This is a genomic window from Bariatricus sp. SGI.019, assembly GCF_050315235.1.
Lineage (GTDB): Bacteria > Bacillota > Clostridia > Lachnospirales > Lachnospiraceae > JAFBIX01.
In genome coordinates this window covers 31,039-52,365 of record NZ_JBNPOQ010000004.1, presented here as the reverse complement: position 1 = coordinate 52,365, position 21,327 = coordinate 31,039, and the positions used below count along the sequence as shown (strand labels likewise).

General features: G+C 39.4%; 23 protein-coding genes. 3 read left to right on the top strand and 20 right to left on the bottom strand.

All coding sequences use genetic code 11. The features are described 5' to 3' along the window. Window positions 1-16: 16 nt before the first annotated feature. A complete protein-coding gene (locus tag ACQRD1_RS03495; RefSeq protein WP_347375467.1) occupies window positions 17-271 on the bottom strand; it encodes a EutN/CcmL family microcompartment protein in 255 nt (84 codons plus the stop codon). A 17-nt stretch (window positions 272-288) separates the two neighbouring features. Between ACQRD1_RS03495 and ACQRD1_RS03490 the strand changes: the two genes are divergently transcribed. Further along, window positions 289-579 carry a hypothetical protein gene (locus ACQRD1_RS03490; protein WP_427786928.1) on the top strand — a complete coding sequence of 97 codons (291 nt, stop codon included), beginning with the start codon at window positions 289-291 and terminating at the stop codon, window positions 577-579. 104 nt (window positions 580-683) lie between these two features. Here ACQRD1_RS03490 and ACQRD1_RS03485 read toward each other — a convergent pair whose 3' ends face one another. Next, window positions 684-1,793, bottom strand: a complete 1,110-nt coding sequence (locus ACQRD1_RS03485) for a PD-(D/E)XK nuclease family transposase (RefSeq protein WP_427786927.1) — start codon at window positions 1,791-1,793, stop codon at window positions 684-686. A gap of 233 nt (window positions 1,794-2,026) precedes the next feature. Between ACQRD1_RS03485 and ACQRD1_RS03480 the strand changes: the two genes are divergently transcribed. After that, a complete protein-coding gene (locus tag ACQRD1_RS03480; protein WP_427786926.1) occupies window positions 2,027-2,821 on the top strand; it encodes an HAD family hydrolase in 795 nt (264 codons plus the stop codon). Window positions 2,822-2,896: 75 nt separating this feature from the next. Here ACQRD1_RS03480 and ACQRD1_RS03475 read toward each other — a convergent pair whose 3' ends face one another. The 8 genes from ACQRD1_RS03475 to ACQRD1_RS03440 all read right to left on the bottom strand — a co-directional run bounded on the left by ACQRD1_RS03475 (window position 2,897) and on the right by ACQRD1_RS03440 (window position 12,427). Further along, window positions 2,897-4,630, bottom strand: coding sequence for a carbon starvation CstA family protein (locus ACQRD1_RS03475; RefSeq protein WP_235231622.1), 1,734 nt, complete (start codon window positions 4,628-4,630; stop codon window positions 2,897-2,899). Between the two features lie 60 nt (window positions 4,631-4,690). After that, window positions 4,691-5,215: a hypothetical protein gene (locus tag ACQRD1_RS03470; RefSeq protein ID WP_347375336.1), complete on the bottom strand. Its 525-nt coding sequence runs from the start codon at window positions 5,213-5,215 to the stop codon at window positions 4,691-4,693. Between the two features lie 220 nt (window positions 5,216-5,435). Beyond that, entirely contained in the window at window positions 5,436-6,695 is a 1,260-nt protein-coding gene (uraA, locus tag ACQRD1_RS03465) for a uracil permease (protein ID WP_347375465.1), read from the bottom strand. Between the two features lie 139 nt (window positions 6,696-6,834). Next, a complete protein-coding gene (xylB, locus tag ACQRD1_RS03460) occupies window positions 6,835-8,292 on the bottom strand; it encodes a xylulokinase (protein ID WP_235231620.1) in 1,458 nt (485 codons plus the stop codon). Window positions 8,293-8,319: 27 nt separating this feature from the next. Then, window positions 8,320-9,804, bottom strand: a complete 1,485-nt coding sequence (locus tag ACQRD1_RS03455; RefSeq protein ID WP_427761073.1) for an L-fucose/L-arabinose isomerase family protein — start codon at window positions 9,802-9,804, stop codon at window positions 8,320-8,322. 70 nt (window positions 9,805-9,874) lie between these two features. Next, window positions 9,875-10,492, bottom strand: coding sequence for a DUF4867 family protein (locus ACQRD1_RS03450; protein ID WP_427786925.1), 618 nt, complete (start codon window positions 10,490-10,492; stop codon window positions 9,875-9,877). A gap of 163 nt (window positions 10,493-10,655) precedes the next feature. Beyond that, window positions 10,656-11,483: an AraC family transcriptional regulator gene (locus ACQRD1_RS03445; protein ID WP_235231617.1), complete on the bottom strand. Its 828-nt coding sequence runs from the start codon at window positions 11,481-11,483 to the stop codon at window positions 10,656-10,658. A gap of 17 nt (window positions 11,484-11,500) precedes the next feature. Next, entirely contained in the window at window positions 11,501-12,427 is a 927-nt protein-coding gene (locus ACQRD1_RS03440) for a carbohydrate kinase family protein (protein WP_427786924.1), read from the bottom strand. A 135-nt stretch (window positions 12,428-12,562) separates the two neighbouring features. Between ACQRD1_RS03440 and ACQRD1_RS03435 the strand changes: the two genes are divergently transcribed. Beyond that, entirely contained in the window at window positions 12,563-13,069 is a 507-nt protein-coding gene (locus ACQRD1_RS03435; protein ID WP_328282585.1) for a GNAT family N-acetyltransferase, read from the top strand. Window positions 13,070-13,122: 53 nt separating this feature from the next. Here ACQRD1_RS03435 and ACQRD1_RS03430 read toward each other — a convergent pair whose 3' ends face one another. The 10 genes from ACQRD1_RS03430 to ACQRD1_RS03385 form a co-directional block, all read right to left on the bottom strand. After that, window positions 13,123-13,821, bottom strand: a complete 699-nt coding sequence (locus tag ACQRD1_RS03430; RefSeq protein ID WP_235231615.1) for an HAD family hydrolase — start codon at window positions 13,819-13,821, stop codon at window positions 13,123-13,125. A 256-nt stretch (window positions 13,822-14,077) separates the two neighbouring features. Continuing rightward, the gene (locus tag ACQRD1_RS03425; RefSeq protein WP_055298067.1) at window positions 14,078-14,386 is read right to left on the bottom strand and encodes a hypothetical protein; all 309 of its coding nucleotides are present in this window, start codon (window positions 14,384-14,386) and stop codon (window positions 14,078-14,080) included. 245 nt (window positions 14,387-14,631) lie between these two features. Continuing rightward, window positions 14,632-14,760 carry a cysteine-rich KTR domain-containing protein gene (locus ACQRD1_RS03420; RefSeq protein ID WP_080786855.1) on the bottom strand — a complete coding sequence of 43 codons (129 nt, stop codon included), beginning with the start codon at window positions 14,758-14,760 and terminating at the stop codon, window positions 14,632-14,634. 128 nt (window positions 14,761-14,888) lie between these two features. After that, window positions 14,889-16,244: an MATE family efflux transporter gene (locus ACQRD1_RS03415; protein ID WP_427786923.1), complete on the bottom strand. Its 1,356-nt coding sequence runs from the start codon at window positions 16,242-16,244 to the stop codon at window positions 14,889-14,891. Beyond that, a complete protein-coding gene (locus ACQRD1_RS03410; protein ID WP_427786922.1) occupies window positions 16,237-16,686 on the bottom strand; it encodes a MarR family winged helix-turn-helix transcriptional regulator in 450 nt (149 codons plus the stop codon). The genes ACQRD1_RS03415 and ACQRD1_RS03410 overlap by 8 nt, the downstream gene beginning before the upstream one ends. Window positions 16,687-16,774: 88 nt before the next feature. Continuing rightward, the gene (locus ACQRD1_RS03405) at window positions 16,775-17,149 is read right to left on the bottom strand and encodes a TnpV protein (protein WP_075671337.1); all 375 of its coding nucleotides are present in this window, start codon (window positions 17,147-17,149) and stop codon (window positions 16,775-16,777) included. A 4-nt stretch (window positions 17,150-17,153) separates the two neighbouring features. Next, the gene (locus tag ACQRD1_RS03400; RefSeq protein WP_427786921.1) at window positions 17,154-18,569 is read right to left on the bottom strand and encodes a plasmid recombination protein; all 1,416 of its coding nucleotides are present in this window, start codon (window positions 18,567-18,569) and stop codon (window positions 17,154-17,156) included. Between the two features lie 297 nt (window positions 18,570-18,866). Next, window positions 18,867-19,094, bottom strand: a complete 228-nt coding sequence (locus tag ACQRD1_RS03395) for a DUF5348 domain-containing protein (RefSeq protein ID WP_055066584.1) — start codon at window positions 19,092-19,094, stop codon at window positions 18,867-18,869. A gap of 117 nt (window positions 19,095-19,211) precedes the next feature. After that, complete coding sequence (locus tag ACQRD1_RS03390; RefSeq protein ID WP_427786933.1) at window positions 19,212-20,549, bottom strand: VapE domain-containing protein; 1,338 nt, start codon at window positions 20,547-20,549, stop codon at window positions 19,212-19,214. Then, window positions 20,494-21,168: a CHC2 zinc finger domain-containing protein gene (locus ACQRD1_RS03385; RefSeq protein WP_427786920.1), complete on the bottom strand. Its 675-nt coding sequence runs from the start codon at window positions 21,166-21,168 to the stop codon at window positions 20,494-20,496. Before ACQRD1_RS03385 ends, ACQRD1_RS03390 begins: the two co-directional genes overlap by 56 nt. Window positions 21,169-21,327: the final 159 nt, after the last annotated feature.

Below are 21,327 nucleotides of genomic sequence, written 5' to 3'. Positions count from 1 at the left end.
TACCTCCACCCAAAGATTATTTATTCAAAACACCTTCTGTAGTTTCAATTGTATCGATAATCGCAACTACAGTTCGATCTATAGGTCCCAAATGATCACAACGCGCCGCAAGTCTCGCGGAACCTCCTTCTTGAATAATCAAAACATAGTCCCCAATTCCCGCATCTGCATCTGCTCCATCGCAAACAACCATTTCATTACCATATAATTCTCCATTTAGGTCAACCGCACGAACAATTAACAGTTTCTGACCTTTATAATCATCATGCAGTTTTACTTCCTTACGTTATGGAATACAATTCTTCAGAATGTAAAGAACGATATACTGCTATCGCAGCAGCATTAGGAGTCGACACTGTAAATCTGACCTGTGATCAGGCCTCCGAAAAGGCAATCCAATTCATCAAAGAGCTTTCTTCTGATATTGGAATTCCATCACTAAAATCTCTCGGTTTTAGGCCAGAAGATACGATTACATTATCCTTGAATGCTACCAATGATACTTGTATCTCTGATAATCCGAAAGAGGCATCTGTCACAGATATTAAATCTATCTTTTTAAACGCTTATAATAGTTAATAGTGTATCCTCCATGCAGAAAAGATGTCATGACTTTTCTGCACACAAAGTCGGCAAAGAGGCTGTCACATCCATTGATGTGCAGCCTCTCTGTCGTATTATATCTATTCTTTCTCTAATAACAATTGGCGTAGTTTCTCAATTTCGCGGTTCTTTTCTTCCAGTTCCTTATCCTTTTCTGTCAGTTCCTTATCCTTTTCTATCAGTTCCTTACCTTTTTCTGTTAACTCTTTATTTTTCTCCGTTAGTTCTTCATTTGTCTCCATCAATTTCTGTTGAACATTCAGCAGCTCTTGCAGATTGTCTTCCAACTCCTGTCTCATTTCCTCAATCATGTACTTTGTCGTATTTTCATCTAGCACTTTCAACGCCTCTGAAAACATCCGTATCGCCTCCTTTGGGTGATATCGAAAGTATACAATCTCTCGATACATTTCTTTGAACTTTAGATCACTGGCTAATACTTTTCGAATATGTTCTGGCTTATCTGATCCAATAAAATATAGCCATGTCTCTAACTCACTCATCTTATCTTCTTTCTTTTTATTATCTTCTATATCTAAAAAAATATCAAGCGATACAAAATAAAATTCTGATAACAACTCCAGTTGTAAACCAGTATCGAATTTCCAGGTCCCATGATGAACATAATCATTTTTATATTCTTTGAATTCTTTACTGCTATGTTCCATGATAACGATCGTATAAGATTTTTTCATATCACGATAGTCGAATTTCTCGCCCCGGATACTTTTTTCATGTTCATACTGGCGCATAATCATATCTGCTGCATAACATGCTGCTCTCTGTCCTGGAAAGAGATATCCGATTTTCTGAATTTCTACATTTACTAATTCTCCTTCATCTGTCTCTGCAAGAATATCCATTATTAAGAGAGAACCTTTTTCTGATATTCTACAATGTTCTTTGGGAAGCGCTCTTTTTACTCTGAGTTTTTTCCCCACAATACAACTTATAAAATCTGATAACCGCTCTGGATGTGTCTCTACATCAAATATCTTTTTAAAAAAAGAATCGTAAGTCATCATTACTCCTCTGATACCCATACAAAATTGCACAAAATGTTCTTGAAAATCTTCATTTAAATCAAGAAATTCTGCATATACTGTATGGTTATTTCTGATTTCGTGCATCACCTGTTCTCGGGTCTTTAAATCCCCGAATACGCCTACTTGTCCTGTTGTTTTACTCATAAACATCCTCCTACTTGTTTTTTAATTTTCATTGGAAATTCTTTGATCTAAAGTTCCGAAAATAAGATGCCTTACGGCGAGAAATAACTAGATATCTGAGAAATATCTTAAGTAGTGATACTATAACACAGCCATTTTTTCCTGTAAATAGAAAAGCATTGATTTTTTCAGCGACATAGATATAATAAAAATGGTTCTAAAATAACAGTTTTACTTTACAAGGAGAGAATAATATGATCAAACTAATTGCCAGTGACGTAGATGGAACCCTATTAAAAGAGGAGAGTCAGAATCTGAATCCTAATATCTATGACATTATACGCCAATTAAAAGAAATGGATATACATTTTATTGCTGCCAGCGGCCGACAATACTATAATTTACGAAATATCTTCTCTCCGGTTCAGGACGATATTTCCTATATTGCAGAAAATGGTTCTTTATGTATCTCTGATGGCAAGGTTATTTCCAGAGGATTAATCGATAGAGAACTTGGACTACGAATCTTTCGGGCAATAAAAGAATACGGCAATTGCCACTGTCTTCTTTCCTGTGAATCTACTTGTTATGTCGAATCAACATCAACTGCATTTATCGATCACGTCAAAAACGGCTTATGTTATAATACATGCGTCGTTGATGACTTATCTCAGATTCAGGAACCTTTTCTAAAAATTGCCGTCTGTGACTATAATGGAACAGATGATATCTGGACATATTGCCGAGATTTATTTTCTGACGAAATTAAGGTTGTTACTTCTGGTTATACTTGGATTGATTTCATTGCTCCAAATGCCAACAAGGGATCCGCACTTGCAGAACTTGCCCGCCACTTTAATGTAAAACCAGAAGAATGTATGACGTTCGGAGATCAATATAATGACGCTGAGATGTTACAGTTTGCCGGTATCAGTTATGCAATGAACACCGGAGCACCGGGAATATCTAATTTTGCAACATATACTACTGATTCTGTGGAAAAAGTGTTGTACGGTTTATTAGACAAACTCATACACGGAAATCAATAATTCCACTTATTAAAAAAACTCTATGCGAATGATTTTATCAATCTGCATAGAGTTTTATTTTCTTTATATCTTCAATTAAGCTTCTTTTTTCTGGTTAGCCATTGTCTTAATACCATCTACTGCAAGAATCACTGCAAGAATCATTAACAATGCAGCAAGGATTGCACGTACATAGCACCAAGTAACGCCTTCTACTCCTGCTGCAATACCAGCGAAGTTAGACTTCAATGTGAAGAACAGAGAAGTAAGTGTTACGATAAGCATAAATGCCATTGGGAACAAGAACATCTTGTTGTTCTTTCCTGCTTTTCCAAGCCATGTTGCAACTGCAAGTAATCCAAGTGCTGCAAGCAGCTGGTTAGAAGCACCGAACAGAGGCCAGATATTTGCATATCCTGTAAGTCCAAGACCAATTCCAAGTACAACTGTAATCAGTGTTGCTACGAATGGGTTTGTAAGAACTTTCTTATATCCAGTTACATCTTTGTAGGTCTGTCCAGGCTCAAGCCAGAATTCCTGGAACATATAACGAGCAAGACGCGTTGCTGTATCCAGGGATGTCAGACAGAATACAGATACAGTAAGGACTAACAGTGTGTAAGCAATCTTTTCTGTTCCTGCAAGTCCTGGAATAGAACCAAGCATCTTAGAGATACCTGTTGCAAATACTACGGTAGGAGTAACGGTCTCACCTGATGCATAATTAGCCCAGATATAACCTACTGCACACAGAGAAATGATTGCAAGTGCACATTCGATCAACATACCACCGTATGCAATTGGCTGTGCATCTTTCTCGTTGTTCAGCTGCTTTGCTGTTGTACCAGATCCAACCAGTGAGTGGAAACCGGAGATTGCACCACAGGCGATTGTTACGAACAATGCCGGGAACATATATCCCAGAGAGCTTCCTGTCGGAGCAACGGTATCTACAAATCCTGTGAATGCCGGAATATCCATATGCGCGCCGCCAGTCAGACCACAGCCGATGATACCAACAACTGCAACTATCATCATGAAGTAAAGCAAGAATGAGCTCAGATAATCACGTGGCTGAAGCAGAATCCATACTGGTGCAACAGATGCAGCAAGAATATAGATACCTACAATAATCATCCATGCTTTGTTGCTTAAGTAGATTGGATGCCAGTTTAATCCGATTGCCATACAGATAACGATTGCTGCTACACCAATGATTGTAGATAATCCAAGTCCGGCATTACGACGGTATACCAGAAAACCAAATGCGATCGCGATCAGGATAAACAGAATAGAGATCATAGCAGTTGTTGCATTTGCTGCACTTGCCGCATAATCAACAGCTCCGCTCTCTGTATAAGTTGCCATAAATGTATTTGCTACGATAGAGCCAAAAGCAGCTACTACCAGGATCAGTGTAAGGTAAGAGAAGATAATAAATAACTTCTTTGCTTTAGAACCCATTGTGTCGGCAATAACTTCACCGATTGACTGACCTTTGTGACGGATAGATGCGAATAATGCACCAAAGTCATGAACTGCACCGAAGAATATACCTCCGATCAATACCCACAGAAGTACCGGAACCCATCCGAATACTGCTGCCTGAATAGGTCCATTGATAGGACCTGCTCCTGCGATAGATGAGAAATGATGTCCCATTAATACAGGTGCTTTTGCCGGAACGTAATCCACGCCGTCTTCTTCTGTGTGTGAAGGCGTTTCTCTTGATGGATCGATTCCCCATTGTTTTGCAAGCCATTTGCCGTATGTAAGATAAGCAACGACAAGGATTGCAATGCCAATTACTAATACTGCAATACCATTCATTTTAATTCCTCCTCATTCCTTTATTATGACTGTAATGGTTTTGTCTATATGCCAATAAGGTCAGATGACTCCAGCCTTACTATAGCCTTTTACCAGATCCTTGGCAGCACGATTGCCAAAGATTTTTTTATTCTTCAGATCGAAGACGAGCAGCCTCACTTCACTGTAACCTCGAATCGTAAAGCGATAATTCTTCACATAACTGAATCGTTTCACCATCTTCTTGACTTCGTCTGTAACCCCATCCTCTGCGATGAAAATTCCTGTCATATAAGTATACATATGATCTTTTTCCGGACATTTTTTTCCGCCACGTACTAATTGTGGTTCTATGTAAGAAATAACTTGCTCACGATATCTCTCTATATCTTCAACGTTCAATTGGTCAAGAACCCGGAAAAACACATGTTCAAAACAATTCGCCCGCCACAATTCTGCCTTCTTAACAAGGACATATTTTGCGCTGGTCACATTGAAGCTCGCATGTGCATCATATATATCCCCATTGATATCATAGGCTTTTTCTATATCATAGCTTGACTGATAAGATTTCAGTAATCTCTCTAATAGATCTTCACCTGTCATATATATCGGTCTCCTTTGGCCTTATATCACTTTACTCTGCTAAATTCTTCTTTCAAAACAGTATTCATATTACCACTTCTTTCGACAAATTGCAATACTTTTGGAGCGCACTCTGTAATTTTTTTGATAATCAAAAGATTAAATGGATGTCAGTATTGACATATTGGGAAATGAAAAGGGAGGAGCATATGCTCCTCCACAGATTTTACCTTATTCTTTTTTAATCATCTCTATCGTTCGTCAATTTTAACTTATCCAAAATATAGAACACAAGACTCAAAATCATACCTACTACACATGCCAGTACCATACCTGTCAGCTGTACATTTCCAAACTGTACGGCTATTCCAGAAAGGCCTGTTACAAATACAACCGATGTAAGGATCAGATTTCTGGATTTTCCATAATCTACCTGAGAATCTACCAGGATACGAATACCGGATGCTCCGATCATACCATACAGTAAGAAAGAGATTCCTCCAATTACCGGTCCCGGAATAGTCTGGATCAGTGCCGATAATTTACCTACAAATGAACAGACAATGGACAATACAGCTGCACCTGCTATGACTCTTACACTGTATACCTTAGTAACTGCCATAACTCCAATATTTTCTCCATATGTCGTAGTCGGTACAGAACCGATCAGACCTGAGATCATTGTAGAGAGGTTGTCCCCCAGAAGGGAGCGGTGAAGTCCTGGATCCTTTAGCAAGTCTTTTCCGACAATCTTACTAGTCACCACCTGATGTCCAATATGTTCTGATGCAATAACCAGAATAACCGGCAGGATGATCAGAATTGCTTCTAAGTTGAATTTCGGAGTCTGGAAATTCGGAAGTTCAAAAAGAGCTGCATTTGCTACTTCGGTAAAATCTACCATTCCACAGCAAAGCGCCGCTACATAACCTGCGATAACCGCAATCAGAATCGGAATAACCGATAAAAACCCCCGGAATAAAATATTTCCAAAGATTGCTACTCCCAAGGTTACCATAAATACAATAACATTACCGGAACTGATCTTTTCATCTAATAACCCCGCATTGCTGGCCGCACTGCTTGATAATTCCAGACCGATCAACGCTACTACCGGTCCCATAGCCGCCGGTGGAAGTACAATATCAATCCAATCAGAGCCGAATTTATAGATGATCAACGCCAGAATACATCCACAAAAACCTACAACAACAAAGCCTCCCAATGCATACTGATATCCCATCTCACTGATAACAATTCCTGCAGGCGCAAGGAATGCAAAACTTGATCCCAGATATGCCGGCGCTTTTCCTTTTGTAATGGCAATGAATAACAACGTACCCACACCATTCATGAACAATACAATTGCCGGATTGATGCCAAATAAAAATGGTACCAGTACAGATGCCCCAAACATTGCAAACATATGCTGAATACTAAGGGGTATTAATAATTGAACCGGTACCTTGTCTTCGATCTGGATGATCTTCCTACTTTCCATCATGTTTCCTCCTCATCACATTTCCTTTTTTCAGTTCATTTTACACTTCTACTATTCTAACATAATGTTACTCTGAAGGAAACAAAAAAGGCAAAAAGGGGACGTAGTATTTTTGAAAAATACTACGTCCCCTTTTTACTTAATACAGTTCTTTTACAGTTGGATAAATCTTTCTGAACTTCTGATAACGTTCTTCGTATTTTGCAACTAATTCCGGTTCTGGCTCTACTGTATCCACTACTTTTACAATCTTCTTAGCAATAGTCTCTACATCTGGATATTCGCCGCAGCCTACTGCTGCCAGCATAGCACCTCCGAGTGCCGGACCTTCTTCACTTTCGATGACATCCACTTTCAGATTCATGATATTGGCGATCATCTTCTTCCAGAGAGGGCTCTTTGCACCGCCGCCGCAGATCTTGGTACGTTCAATCTTAATGCCAAGACTTCTTGCAACTTCCAGAGAATCGCGAAGACCGAAGGCAACACCTTCCAGCACTGCCTGGGTCATATCTTCTCTGGTGGTGTCCATAGACATTCCGATAAACATTGCTCTTGCATCTGGATTGTTGTGTGGAGAACGCTCTCCCATCAGGTATGGAAGATAGAATACATTGTTTTCACCCAATTTTGTAATTCCTGCCTGCTCTGCTGCGAAATCCTTTGTCTTCAGGATCTCTTCATTCCACCATTTATTGCAGGATGCAGCACTTAACATACATCCCATAAGGTGATAGTTACCATCTGCATGGGCAAATGAATGTAAAGCGTTATTCTCATCTACACCAAAGTTCTTGCTGGAAATAAAGATAGTTCCGGAGGTTCCAAGAGAAATATTACACATTCCATCTCCAACAGTTCCAGTACCTACTGCTGCCGCTGCATTATCTCCTGCTCCGGCAATAACCTTTACATCTGTGGAAAATCCTAACTCTGCTGCAATCTCAGGTTTCAGGGTTCCTACGACTTCATAACTTTCATATAATTTTGGAAGTTGCTCTTCTGTGATGCCGCAGATATCAATCATTTCTTTCGACCAGCAACGATTCTTCACATCCATAAGAAGCATACCTGATGCATCTGATACATCCGTGCAAAAGGAACCTGACAGCTTATATGCAAGATAATCTTTCGGAAGCATGATCTTACTGATCTTTGCAAAATTCTCCGGTTCATGTTTCTTCATCCAGAGGATCTTCGGAGCTGTGAATCCTGCAAATGCAATATTGGCGGTATAATCAGACAGCTTATCCTTACCGATCACTTCGTTCAGGTAATTCGTCTCTTCACCTGTTCTTCCGTCATTCCACAGAATAGCCGGACGGATGACATTGTCATCCTCGTCCAATGCTACCAATCCGTGCATCTGTCCGCCAAAACTGATTCCTGCAACTTCTTCTTTATTGCATTCTGCAGTCAGTTCTTTGATTCCTTCCATAGACTGTGCAAACCAGTCCTCTGGTTTCTGCTCTGACCAGCCTGGATGTGGGAAGAATAACGGATATTCTTTTGAAACAATTTTCTTAATATTTCCATCTCCATCCATCAGCAACAGTTTCACTGCTGACGTTCCGAGATCTACTCCGATATACAACATACGATTTCCTCCTATATCCTTCTGTGATTATCTCCAAGGATTCTCTGTTGGGTATCTTACGCCTGCTGGCTGATTGTATCCAATCTCTTCTACTGGAACACCGATATATTTGAATACTTCAAATAATGCTTTTCCGAAATGTCCAAATGCAACTGCTCCGTGATGTGGGAATCCTCCTTCGATCAGTACGTGACGGTAGAATCTTCCCATCTCTGGAATTGCGAATACACCAATTGCTCCGAAAGAACGTGTTGCAACTGGAAGCACTTCACCATGAGCAATGTAAGCACGGAGTTTATTATCTGCTGTGCTCTGCAGACGGAAGAATGTAATATCTCCTGGCTTGATATCTCCTTCCAGAGTTCCCTGTGTTACTTCTTCTGGAAGTGCTCTTGCCATGATCATCTGGTACTTCATTTCGCAGAAAGATAATTTGCTGGATGCTGTATTTCCACAGTGGAATCCCATAAATGTATCCTGAAGTGTGTAGTCATATTTTCCTTTGATATCTTCTTCGTACATATCCTTTGGTACACTGTTGTTGATATCAAGAAGTGTTACAGTATCATTACTTACTACAGTTCCGATGAACTCACTTAATGCACCATAAATGTCAACTTCGCAAGACACTGGAATTCCCTGTGCAGTCAGACGGCTGTTTACATAGCATGGAACGAATCCAAACTGTGTCTGGAATGCAGGCCAGCATTTTCCAGCAATTGCAACATATTTGCGATATCCTCTGTGATCCTCAACCCAATCTTTCAATGTCAGCTCATACTGAGCAAGTTTTGCAAGTATTTCCGGTTTCTTATTTCCAGCGCCAAGTTCTTCTTCCATCTCTTTTACAACTGCAGGGATTCTCTCGTCTCCGGCATGTTTATTAAATGCTTCGAACAGATCAAGCTCAGAGTTCTCTTCAATCTCAACGCCCAGGTTGTAAAGCTGTTTGATTGGAGCATTACATGCTAAGAAGTTCAGCGGTCTTGGTCCAAAGCTGATGATCTTAAGATTGCTTAAACCTACGATTGCTTTTGCAATTGGTACAAATTCATGAATCATATCTGCACAATCCTCAGCATCTCCTACCGGATATTCTGGGATGTATGCTTTGATATTACGAAGCTGTAAGTTATAACTTGCATTCAGCATTCCGCAGTATGCATCTCCACGTCCCTGAACCAGGTTATTTCCGGATTCCTCTGCTGCTGCAATGAACATCTTTGGTCCGTCAAAATGTTTTGCAAGTAATGTCTCAGAGATCTCTGGTCCGAAGTTTCCAAGATATACAACTAATGCGTTACATCCTGCTGCTTTGATATCTTCTAAAGCCTGTACCATGTGAATTTCACTCTCTACGATACAGATTGGGCACTCATAGATTCCTTCTGAACCATATTTTTCTGTATAAGCTTTCATCAAATTCTGTCTTCTTGTTACAGAAAGACTCTCTGGGAAACAGTCACGGCTTACTGCTACAACTCCGATTTTTAATTCTGGCATGTTATTCATAATAATTACGCTCCTTTACCTTTTTTATTTTTTAATTTTTTTGTTTCTGCTTTTATTCTCTGATAATCTTCTACAGTGTGATGTTCTCGCCTTTTAATCCGTTGAAGGCACCTTCAATCTTGGCATCTTCATGGGCGATGAGCCACTTATTTCTTGCAGTGATCAACTTATCTTCTCCATCTTTGCCAGGCGTGAAATTCAATTCAAGATTCGTATCCTTTGGCAATACAACTACACAGCGGAATCCGTCTTCTCCTGCTGAACATGGTGCATAATGAAGAGTTGTTGCATATAATTCAACTGCTGTACCTGCCGGCACATAGAACGCCTCAATCTTTGCAGTGTCATATGTAAAATCAGCTTCAATATCCTGCTGTCTTCCAAGCAAAAGAATCAAATCATTTACAGCAATATCTACTTCTGAAGAGCGATGATATTCAACTGCATTCAACTTCTTATTATTGCCATTGCAGTACCCAATCTGAATTGGCAATCCGCCATATTCGCTCTCAGTCAGATCCTTTGCCACAGCCAGCGCTTCCAGGCCTTCCACAGACGGAATATAGATTACTTCGTCCATCGGACATGGAGTATGTTCCATTTCCTTCAAAAGCCCAGAAAAATCATACCCCTCCAGTACCTTTCCATAGACACCAAAAGATGCATCTGTTACCTTCCGAATCTCCATACTATCTCTCCTCTTTTCTTTGTTTATTTTCCTCATGTTTCTTAATGTCATTTTATCAACTTTTTTTTGATCTTACAACCAAATAATTAGCCTGTTTATGGCAAATTCTTGTCCTTTTTGAGGTAGAAAGTGTAAAATGGGGACGTAGTACTTTGTAAAAGTACTACGTCCCCATTTTACACTTTCTAAACTCACTTGGCAGCATGCCGTATTTCGCCTGAAATACTTTTGCGAATGCTTTGCTGTTAGCGAATCCGTTGTTGAATGCAATCTCTCCGATTGTGATCTCTGTATTCATCAAATCCTTTGTCGCGTGTTCTAGCCTGATATTGTCCAGGCATGTCTTATAATTGGTCTTGGCGTATTTCTGAAACATTCTTGACAGATATGTCGGAGAATATCCGAAGGTTTTTGCCAGGCTTTCCAGTGATAATTCTTTTTTATAGTTTTCTTTCATATAACTTGTGATTGCGGATAGTTTGTTAAGGTTTTTATTGTGACGTATTAAGTCTTCATTCACTTCTGTTTTTCGGTATTTTGTCACCAGAAGATAGACCAGCATATAGAACTGGCTCTGTACTTTTAGCCCATACCCGCATTTTTTCTCTTGATAGGCAAGATACATTTCTCGAATCAACCGCATGACTTCTTCATCCTGAAGTCTGGAGCTATGGGAGAAATATATGAAGCGTTCATCGGTGTAATATTTCTCAAAGGTAGCAAGTGGTATCTGAAGAACGACTGTCTGGTTCTTTTTCGGTGACAGGATAGAGTGAATCTCATTGGAATTGACCAGCATGAATTCTCCGGGCTGCAGGGGATAACGAATTTCGTTAATGTAGAATTCCAGTTCTCCTTCAAACAGTGCGAATATCTCTACAGATCTATGCCAATGTTTCTGGCGCACGTAATTACCATCTTTTCCTTCGAATAGGAACATTTTAAAAGGGATATCATCATTAGGCATAATAATTTCATGTGTATATTCCAATTTGCACGCCTCCTTTCTTATATCCATTCGGTGGATCCCATAACTTCTACTGCTTTACCACCACATATATTAGCATACTGTGCACAGTCTTTCAGATTCTGTCCTTCGGAAAGAGCATAGATAAATCCAGCCGCAAAACTGTCTCCTGCGCCTGTGGTATCCACACATTTCACGCCTTCTGCTGCTGGAATCCACATTTTCTCCTGCACTGTTCTGATATAACATCCTCTTGCACCGCATTTAATAACTACATGTTTTACTCCAATGTTCAAAAGCACCTCTGCCGATTCTTCTACTGATTTTTGCCCAGTCAGAAGCAGCGCTTCTTCATCGTTTGGAAATAGATAATCCACATATCTAAGCGCTGATTCCATCTCTTCTGCCGTCTCATGATTCTTGCATTTTGTCATATCTACGCATAGAATCTTATTCTGCTTTTTCACTTGTGCAAATAAAATCTCTAATTCTCTCGTTCTTATTTCTGGGAAAACAAATAAACTGGCAAAACATACAATCTTCGCACTTTCTGGAAACGGCACAGTAATATCTTCCAACCGAAGCTTCCGAAGACTTCCATGAGGATTCGTCAAAAAGCTACGTCTTCCATCCTCTTCCACCAGAACCACATTAATTCCTGTCGATAATCCTTCCCTTACACTATCAGCTCTTAACAGAATTCCCTGTTCCCGACAATGATCTAGTATCAACTTTCCCGCTTTATCTTTTCCAATTACAGTCTCCAGGCCCACACTTTTACCCATTTTAGCCAGGATGGTCGCTTCATTTAGTGCATCTGCCCCTACAGACATCCGAATATCTTCTGCATTATAAGATCCTACGCGGAAAACGTCCACACCAACCGGTCGTACAAGTATATCCAGAATCGCAGCTCCAATTATAAGAATTTCCGGATTTATTTCTCCCCTAATGTTACATTTATCCATACAATTTGCACCTCTTTATTCTATTCATAATTATATCTTCTATCCTATATGAATTCAATTGCAGCTTTCCAGAAAATATCCTATAATCTTGTTAGGAAGCAATATGCATTAGGAGGGAAAACATATGGAAAGTACATTACACATTGTATATCGGGAACAGAGCTTGAGGATGCAAAAAAGATTGTAGATTTCTACAATTACGTTGGTGGAGAAACGACATTCTTGAGTTTTGAAAAGGATGAATATCCTATGGATGAGGCTGGTCAGAAAGAAGACATTCTGTCTACAAAAGAACAGCCAGCCAGCATCATGATTCTTGCAATGGATGGGGATGAAATCGCCGAAATTGGAACCATTCATTCAGGAAATAAGATAAAGGCCCGTCATCAAGGAGAACTTGGCATCGTTGTTGCGAAGAAATACCAGGCAAAAGGAATCGGAAGCGAAATTATCCGTCAGTTGATTGATTTCTGTAAAGGAAATGGAATTACCACCAGAATTCAGTTAGACACACGCTGTGATAACGAAGTGGCTGTAAAATTATACGAAAGATTCGGTTTTGAAATTGAGGGACGTTTAAAGAATACTACCCTGATCAATGGCGAATATTTCGATCTGTATGTTATGGGGTTGATGTTATAAACTCAAAAGCGGCTGATGCGATAAACATCAGTCGCTTTCATTAACTATAAAAATCAAAGCATGCTAAGTAATTGTTCAAAACTTCCGTGGGGATAAGCCGTAATATCCTTCTTCTGTGTATTGATCAGGCAATCTGTAAGCAAAAAGGCTTGCATTCCCAGTGCCTCTACGACCATGTCCTCTCCCACATCATTTCCTACCATAAGACACTCCTCTGGTCTACAATTGATTCGCTTCAAAATATCACGATAATAATCCAGATTTGGTTTGCAATAGGATGTATTTTCATAAGTAGTGTATAGATCAAACTCTGACGGTTCAAGCCCTGCCCATCGAATTCTGCTTTCTGTTGCTATGGATGGAAACAGCGGATTGGTAGCAAGTACCACTCGGTATCCCTTATCTTTCAACAAACGGACGGTCTCTGCAGCTTTTGGATTAAATCCGCAAAATGAACGGGCATCCTGAAATTCATTCTTATAGAAGTCTTCAAAAACAGGCTTGTCTGCAAGGACCTTATCCCCATATATTTCAACAAATCTCTTCCAGAAAGCATCTTCATTCAATTGGCTACCATCATTTTTAATCATAGCTTTTATTCCTGCTAAGATCGCATTGATCAACTGTTGTGGTTCATAGCCATAAGGAGCAAGTTTTGCAGCAAGCATCTTAAAATATCCATTTACGAACTTCTCCTGATCCATCGGAAGTAAAGTTCCATCCAAATCAAATAAAATAGTATTTATATCCAAAATTATTCTCCCTTTGATAAAAAACCCCAGAAGTCGAAACTTCTGGGGTTAAATTACTTATCAATTATGATAACAAGCTATGATTACTCGATGATTGTAGCAACACGGCCTGATCCAACTGTTCTACCACCTTCACGATATCAGACCGGTGTATTGTGGTATACGAATAGTGATTTTTTATGTGATTTGTGTGGAAAAATCCGGATTTTCCGTTGTGTCCGTGTGGTTTTCCGGAATTTTTGTTATCATGGTGTTATCACTGTATTTTTAGTTTTTCTGGCATATTTTTTCTTACATTCGTAATCTCTTTATTTAAATCTTTTATATATTCTTTACACACATCTATATATAATCCTGTTTTATATTCTGGTTTTTCCAAAAACTGTAATTCAATTGGATACTTTGTAATCTCCGTAAGTAACTTTACAAATATACTTTTCAAATTATTTTGACTCTCATCATCATTAAGACATACTTCTGCAGCTTCTTCAAAGCCAAATACTAAATAATCTTTATTTTCTCTTTTCTCCAAATGTACATTAATCACTTTGCTTTCCTGATTCATAAATATCCTTCCTATCATAAAATGCATTTTTACCGCCCTCAAGAGTATGCATACTTTCTTGAGTCCAGTTTTTAGTGTCTGTTTCATCATTTATATTTCTAAGTTCATCATAAAAAGGATTACCAATATACGTTTTATATACTCCATTCTCATGAGTTCTTAGTATACTAATATACGGAAGTGTGCCAACTGCAATATTAGCATTATGTGTTGCTATAATTACTGTTTTTCTCCGTTTTGCAAGATCAGTTAAGTGTTTGCTGTTTACACTTCGGACAGTAGAGTGGAAAGTTCTTTAATTCGGTATCTTCTTGCATTATCGTTCGGGTTTTATTTCCACAGATAGGACATAGAACCCATTTTATAGTTTCCATATTTTTCTCAATCCTTACTTCTAAATATTATCCTACTAAATTTATAAAATTTATCGCAACGGTTTTTAAGTTTTTGCTTCTTGATTACTTAACGGCGGAAAAAGAATGTTTTCACATAGGGCTGTTGTTTACATGTCATTTTTTTGTTTTTTTAATTCTATACCCACCAGTACAACAGATAGCATAAACGCTGAAAAATCAGCAACAGGCCCCGCTAGCAATACTCCCATAATTCCGAAACGAAGCGGGAGCAGCAGGGTAAGCGGAATCAAGAAAAAGGTCTGCCTTGTTAATGCCAACAGAGCACCTTTTAACGCTTTTCCTATTGCGGTAAAAAAGTCGGAAGAAAGCAACTGCACACCATTTACCAACACCATGAAAATATAGGTACGCATGAACAAAACAGCAAATTCAAAATACAGCTCGTCCCCGTCTCCGAATAGTGAAATGATAGATCGCGGGAAAAATTGAAATGCGATAAAAGCAATAGTGGAAACAACAAGATTCCACTTTATTGCAAGCATGTAAGCCTCCCGTACCCGATGATATTGCCTTGCTCCATAGTTGAAACCGATAATCGGCTGCATCCCTTGCGAGATTCCTGTAACAATCGCAAGGATTATGGCATTTGTTTTCATAACAATTCCGCAAGCTGCCAAGGGAATATCCGTTCCATATTTTGTTAATGCGCCGTAATAAGTCAACGAATTGTACTGAATGATTTGAATCACGGTAATTGCAATCTGATTTGAGCAGCTGCTTATCCCCATGCTGCAAATTTTCAGGCTTTCTTTAATGTCCAATAAAAACGACTTTTTTTCAAAATGGATTGTTTGGAAACGCCATAGATAACGGAGTGCGAGTGTGAAAGAAAAAATTTGCCCAATAACCGTTGCCCAAGCTCCGCCGGCAATTCCCCAATCGCAAACAAAAATAAAAATGGGGTCAAGAATGGTATTGATAATAGCTCCCACAACCATGCAGACCATTGAATACTTTGGTTTTCCATCTGCTCGAATCAAATTGCTCATACCATTCGTTACAATGAGAAACGGCATTCCAATCAATGTTATGCTGGCATACTGCTTTGCATATGGAAATACAGCTGTCGTTGCCCCAAATGCCTTTAGGAGCAAAGGCAGAAAAGTTTCTCCAACCAGCAAATAAATAATTCCGAAAATTCCCATCAGAACAATACCATTTCCCGCTGCTTTGGCGGCAGCTTTCGGCTCTTTGCATCCAAGACAGAGGGAAACACGGGAAGAACTGCCAATTCCGACCAGTAGTGCAATGGCAAGGCAGATGGTAGAAAACGGGTAGGCAACATTGGTTGCTGCATTTCCCAAATAACCGACCCCTTGACCAATAAAAATCTGATCCACAATATTGTAGATTGAGCCGACAAGAGACGCCACAATACTGGGAAGAGCAAAATTTTTCAACAGCTTTGGAATTTTTTCATAGCCCAGAGGATTTTCAGTCATTGAACTCCTCCCCCTTTCTCTCTATATGGAGTTCCGATGTGATATTTCTGCCCGCCTGTATTAAGAAATCCATAAAAAGGTTCTGCTCGGATTCGCTCATACCCTGCAATAAAAGAGCTTCTGTCTTTTCACATACCGTCTGTATCTCATCAATTACAGACAGCGCACGTTCCGTAGGATACAGCTTACACGTCCGCTTATCCTTATCATTTGGGGAACGCATAATCATTCCCTGCTTTTCTAATGCCGCAACTGTCCGTACAATATTGCTCGGATGAACATAAAACATATCCATTAAAGAATCCTGTAAAATGCCAGGCGAACGACAGATTTTAATCAAAAACATATATTGGCTGTTGTTGATTCCAAAGGGGGCAAGCTGTTTATCCAAATAGATTTTGTAAAATCGGTCTGTTACTGAAAGCCATTTTAATAGTTTCATAGATATATTCCTCCTAACCACCAGTATTATAATACAATATGCGTGCGCACGCAACTACTTTTAACATTATATCTGCCGCTTTGTCCTCCTAAACACAAATCAATTCTACATCTATAATCTCTACTGCTCTGCTACGAATATTATTCATTTTCCTAACCCATTCCATCTGATCCTGCATCTTCAGTTTTTCTGTCACGCCCCACTGCTCAGCCATCTGTTCCACCAGCATTTCAACTTTTTCTCTCGCTTCTTTATCGACCTGATTCAAATGCTCCGTCAATTTCCCGGTAAGTACCAGATACTGATACCTTGCACTCCTGTGTTCCTTCAGAAACTGTTTTCGCATTATTCCATATTTCCCATATGTAGGTTCTTCCTCATTGATTTCCAGATCCGGCAGATAATAATCTCCATGCAATGTGTAGCTCAGTCCGTTCTTTTCATCATAAATCTGTTTCTTCATATTCTTACAACTCCATTCCTCTGTATTTTGCTTTGTTCTTTTTTATCTGTGCATTGTATTCTTCACTTTGTTCTTTCGCCCATGGTATGCGATCACTTATTTTTTTCGGCATTTGTTCTTTCTGCTTTTTCGCTTCAAGTTCCGCCTGCATCCGGATATCGTCCTGCACCAGTCGTTCTACCATATCTTTCCCCAACATGCGTAAAAGTCGGTTATATCTGTCTGCAATTCCCTGCAGAATTTCTTTCTCACCGGATAATTTCTGATAATCCTTCTGAACTTCTGCCAGTTCCTTTTTAGTGTTCTCGTGCTCCTGCTTTTTCTTCTGAAACTTACTTTTCCACTTATCTCTTTCTCTGGTAAGTTCTTTAACCTGTGCAGCCATCGCACCAATTTTATTCTTCATTTCAATGAACAAGGGTTTTATTTTCTTATCCCGATAAGTTACCGCACGTTCCAATGCTGTAGCTTCCGGCAAAAATGTTTTGATCATTCCATATTCTTTTATTTCCTTACTGACATTATCCATCACCGGTTGCAGGAATTCTCTTCTGTCCTCCAGTTTTTTCAATTCCGTTTCTGCGTTCTCGGCACGTTTTTCTGCTATTTCTTTATCTTTCTGGAACTGAATTTTTTCTTCTTCCAGTAGTTTAATATCTGCCCTTGCGTCCGCAATCTGAGAAATCAATCCTTCGTTCTCTGCTGTCAGATTTTCTTTTTCCTGCTCCAGTTCCTGCACTTCCTTTTTACGTTCCTTTTTCTTGAAATTATAAACGTCCAGATGCTCTTCATGTGTACCTTTCTGTTCCCATTCAATTCCACGTTGCATTGCGATTTCTGCCAGCACTTCTTTTTCATGATTTATCCACTGATTCAGTTCTGTATCATGCTTATTTCCGCCTTGAAATCCAAGACTTTTTAATGCCTGCTTCAGTGAAACTCTAGTATCCATTCCTTTTCCCTTCCAGTTGGTCACATAAGGGACAAAATCGATATGCAGATGTGGAGTAGCTTCGTCCTGATGCAGATAGCAACTAAATACCCGAAGTGTCGGATTCCGCTTCTGGAAATCTTTCATATATTCGTCCAATATCTTTACAGCCAGATTTCCTTCTGTTGTTCCCACTGCCATATCCTCTCGATTTCCAATCTGGAATATCACTTCATGGAACAACTTTTCCTGTTTGCTCTGTCGGATTTTTTCATAATAATTTGCAATCTGCCGGTCCTTTCTTTTCCCGACATTGTATCTCTCCGTAGCATCGTCAAACAGTTCCTTATAAACTTCTTTCAGATTCTCATTCTTATAACAAATGTTCAATTGCACTCTGTCCGGATCTACATTTTCTGCTACAAAATCCCGTCTGTTATGAGCCAGTGAACCGGCTCCGATCATGCCACTGATTGTCCGTTTCATCATAAATTTTCTCACCTCTTTTCTACTCGAGTGCCAGACATGGCACATAATTTTTATTTACGCCAGTTATGGCGATATTTAAGAAATTTTCGCCGGATACGATATTTAGGAACCTTCTCGAACATTAGTAGTTCGAGAAGTATCGGGGACAAGCCCCTCTTTTGTTACTTTTGTCAAAAGTAACGCAAAAGCACTTTCGACAGCCGTACCGTCCATCAAAAGTCCCCTTGCGCCCTGCCGGGGGCATAACGTCCTTATGGACGTCTGTTCTACATCGACCGAAGTGAATCGTAGATCTGTTTATTCTGGTATCCTCGCCTGCACATATTCCAGATCTCCACAATAAGGTGTCCCAACCAGATACCATTCTCTTGCTAGATTCATCTCCATTCTGGTCTGTACCCATTCATCATCTACCAGCACTTCCAGTCCTTCTCCACAGTGAAATCCTGTATCAATCCATAAATCTGATGATAATAATCCATATCTTCCATTGCTGCTGTTGTATCCTAATCTTCCCTGTTTCATTATTTTCTGCTCCTTTCCTGTCTGTAAACGTAATTTGTAAACGGAGCTTAAAAGATTTTAAAAGTTAACTTTTTAAGTTTTTCCATCAAGTTCCGTTTACATCGTTTACAATAATCTTTACTCAAACGGTATTTCCAACTGTTCCGGTACTTCCATAAATCCGTCTTTATCTTTCTTCACAGAATCTTCCATACGTTTCCATGACCGCTGTATTCCATATTCCTTTCCGAACCGATGTGTACCATGTGGTTTCCAGCCTACAATCGCATTGTTCATAATATTGGCAATTTCTTTACCTTCCCACTGTTTCATTTCTCCGGTTCGATGTAACGCTTCATCGAACAGAATTCTTGTACATACATAATCGTCATCACAGTCATCAAGAAATGCCTGTATGATTCCGGCATTGGTATCCTCCGGCATAAATTCTTTCTGCAGACGCTTTGCCTCTTCTTCAATTTCCTTTGTAAATCCTAAGAACACTTTTCCCTGTCGATACAGTACCATTGCCTCTGCCCAGGCCTGTTCAATATAAGCTTTGCTCTCTGTTTCATTATCCAGAATATGAACTTCTGCTTTTGACATATCTGTCATCACCGGAGCAAATCGTCTGTTTCCGGTTCTGTCCAGAGGAAGGAAATTCAGATCATTTGATGTTCCGCAAAATACACACTGTCTCGGTCTGTCTTCCGGGTGAACTTCATAAGGCACTTTATAAGTTTCTTTCTGTCTGCTCAGAAACGATTTTATCTGTTCGATATTCTTTGCTGTGATAGTTGCCTTCATTTCTCCCATTTCGATAATCCAGTGGTTCTGCAGTTTTCTATAAATATTTTCATCGTCCAGATGATCCAGATTGTCACTGAACCATTCTTCTTTTATCGCCAGATATTTGAAAAACGTAGACTTTCCGGCTCCCTGACTTCCCACCAGGCACAGCATAATGTCATATTTTATTCCCGGTTCATAAATTCTTGAAATCGCTGCCAGCATGTGCATTTTCATTACTCCGATTGTGTATTTGCTCTTTTCTGCTCCCAGAAAATGCGGAAGCATATTTTCTATTCTTGGAACCCCGTCCCAGACCAGACTTTCCAGATAATCTCTGATTGGGTGATATTTATTTTCATTGGAAACAATATCTACTCCTGCTTTGATCACACGCTCACTTGTCAGTTCATAATTTTCTTCCAGATACATTTTCAGATTATTTTCATCAGTATCTGTAACCGTAGGACTGTTATTTCTCCGTTCCCAGGGCACCTCTTTTACAATGTCCATTCTTCCGGAAAGCTCATTTCGTTTAATCGCTTTTTTCAGCACTGGATCTTTTTGTAATACGGTTACACAATTTCTGATTGTCTGCTTTGTTCTTCCTTTATCGGTGTGCTCCAGCATATTATTGACATCTTCTGTTGTAAGCATTTCCTCGTTCACAATATCTTCTAATTCCATCAAGGACTTCTCGCTGATATTCGTTAATTCTTTCTTCAATTTTTTCAACCTCCCTTCTCTTCATCTTGAAAAACTCTACAATCTCTTCTCCTGTTCCAAACATCAGCACGTCCAGATAGTCATTTATCTTTCTTTCATTTGCCAATGCCTCCGTAAATAATTCGTGCCACTCTTCATCTGGTTCTGGTTTGTAAATCTCTTTCCAGAACTGAATCCATTTCAGATATCTGATCAGCACGTCTGTTGCATGTTTCAACCACTGCTCCAGTTTTTCTTTGATCATCACAACTTTAGGTTTCTTTGATATCAAAGTATTCCTGCTTTGGTGCATCCTTTTGTATTTGTTTCTGTCTTCGATTTTTATATCCAGTCCAAAATCTTCTATCATCTTTTTCGCAGCTTCATACTGTGATATTCCAAATAACCTTGCTGTAAAATCTATCGCATCACCGCCCACTCCACATGCAAAGCAGTGATATATTTTATCGGCCTTCATACTTGGGTGTCGGTCTTTATGAAACGGACAACACGCCATTCCATTTCTTTTTACTTTAATCCCGTAATGCTCCGCAGCCTGTCTGGCTGTCACACATTCTTTTACCTGTTCAAATAATGTCACTTCTACCTCCTGCCCCTCCAGGCAAGTCTCTGATGAACAGATATTCGGGAATTGTTGTATCTTTCAATTCGTGATATACTGAATCTGCCAAGATGATATATCAGTGAATCTGATTATCAGAGAACTTGCTCAGATATTTTGTCTGGGCTTTTTCTTTTT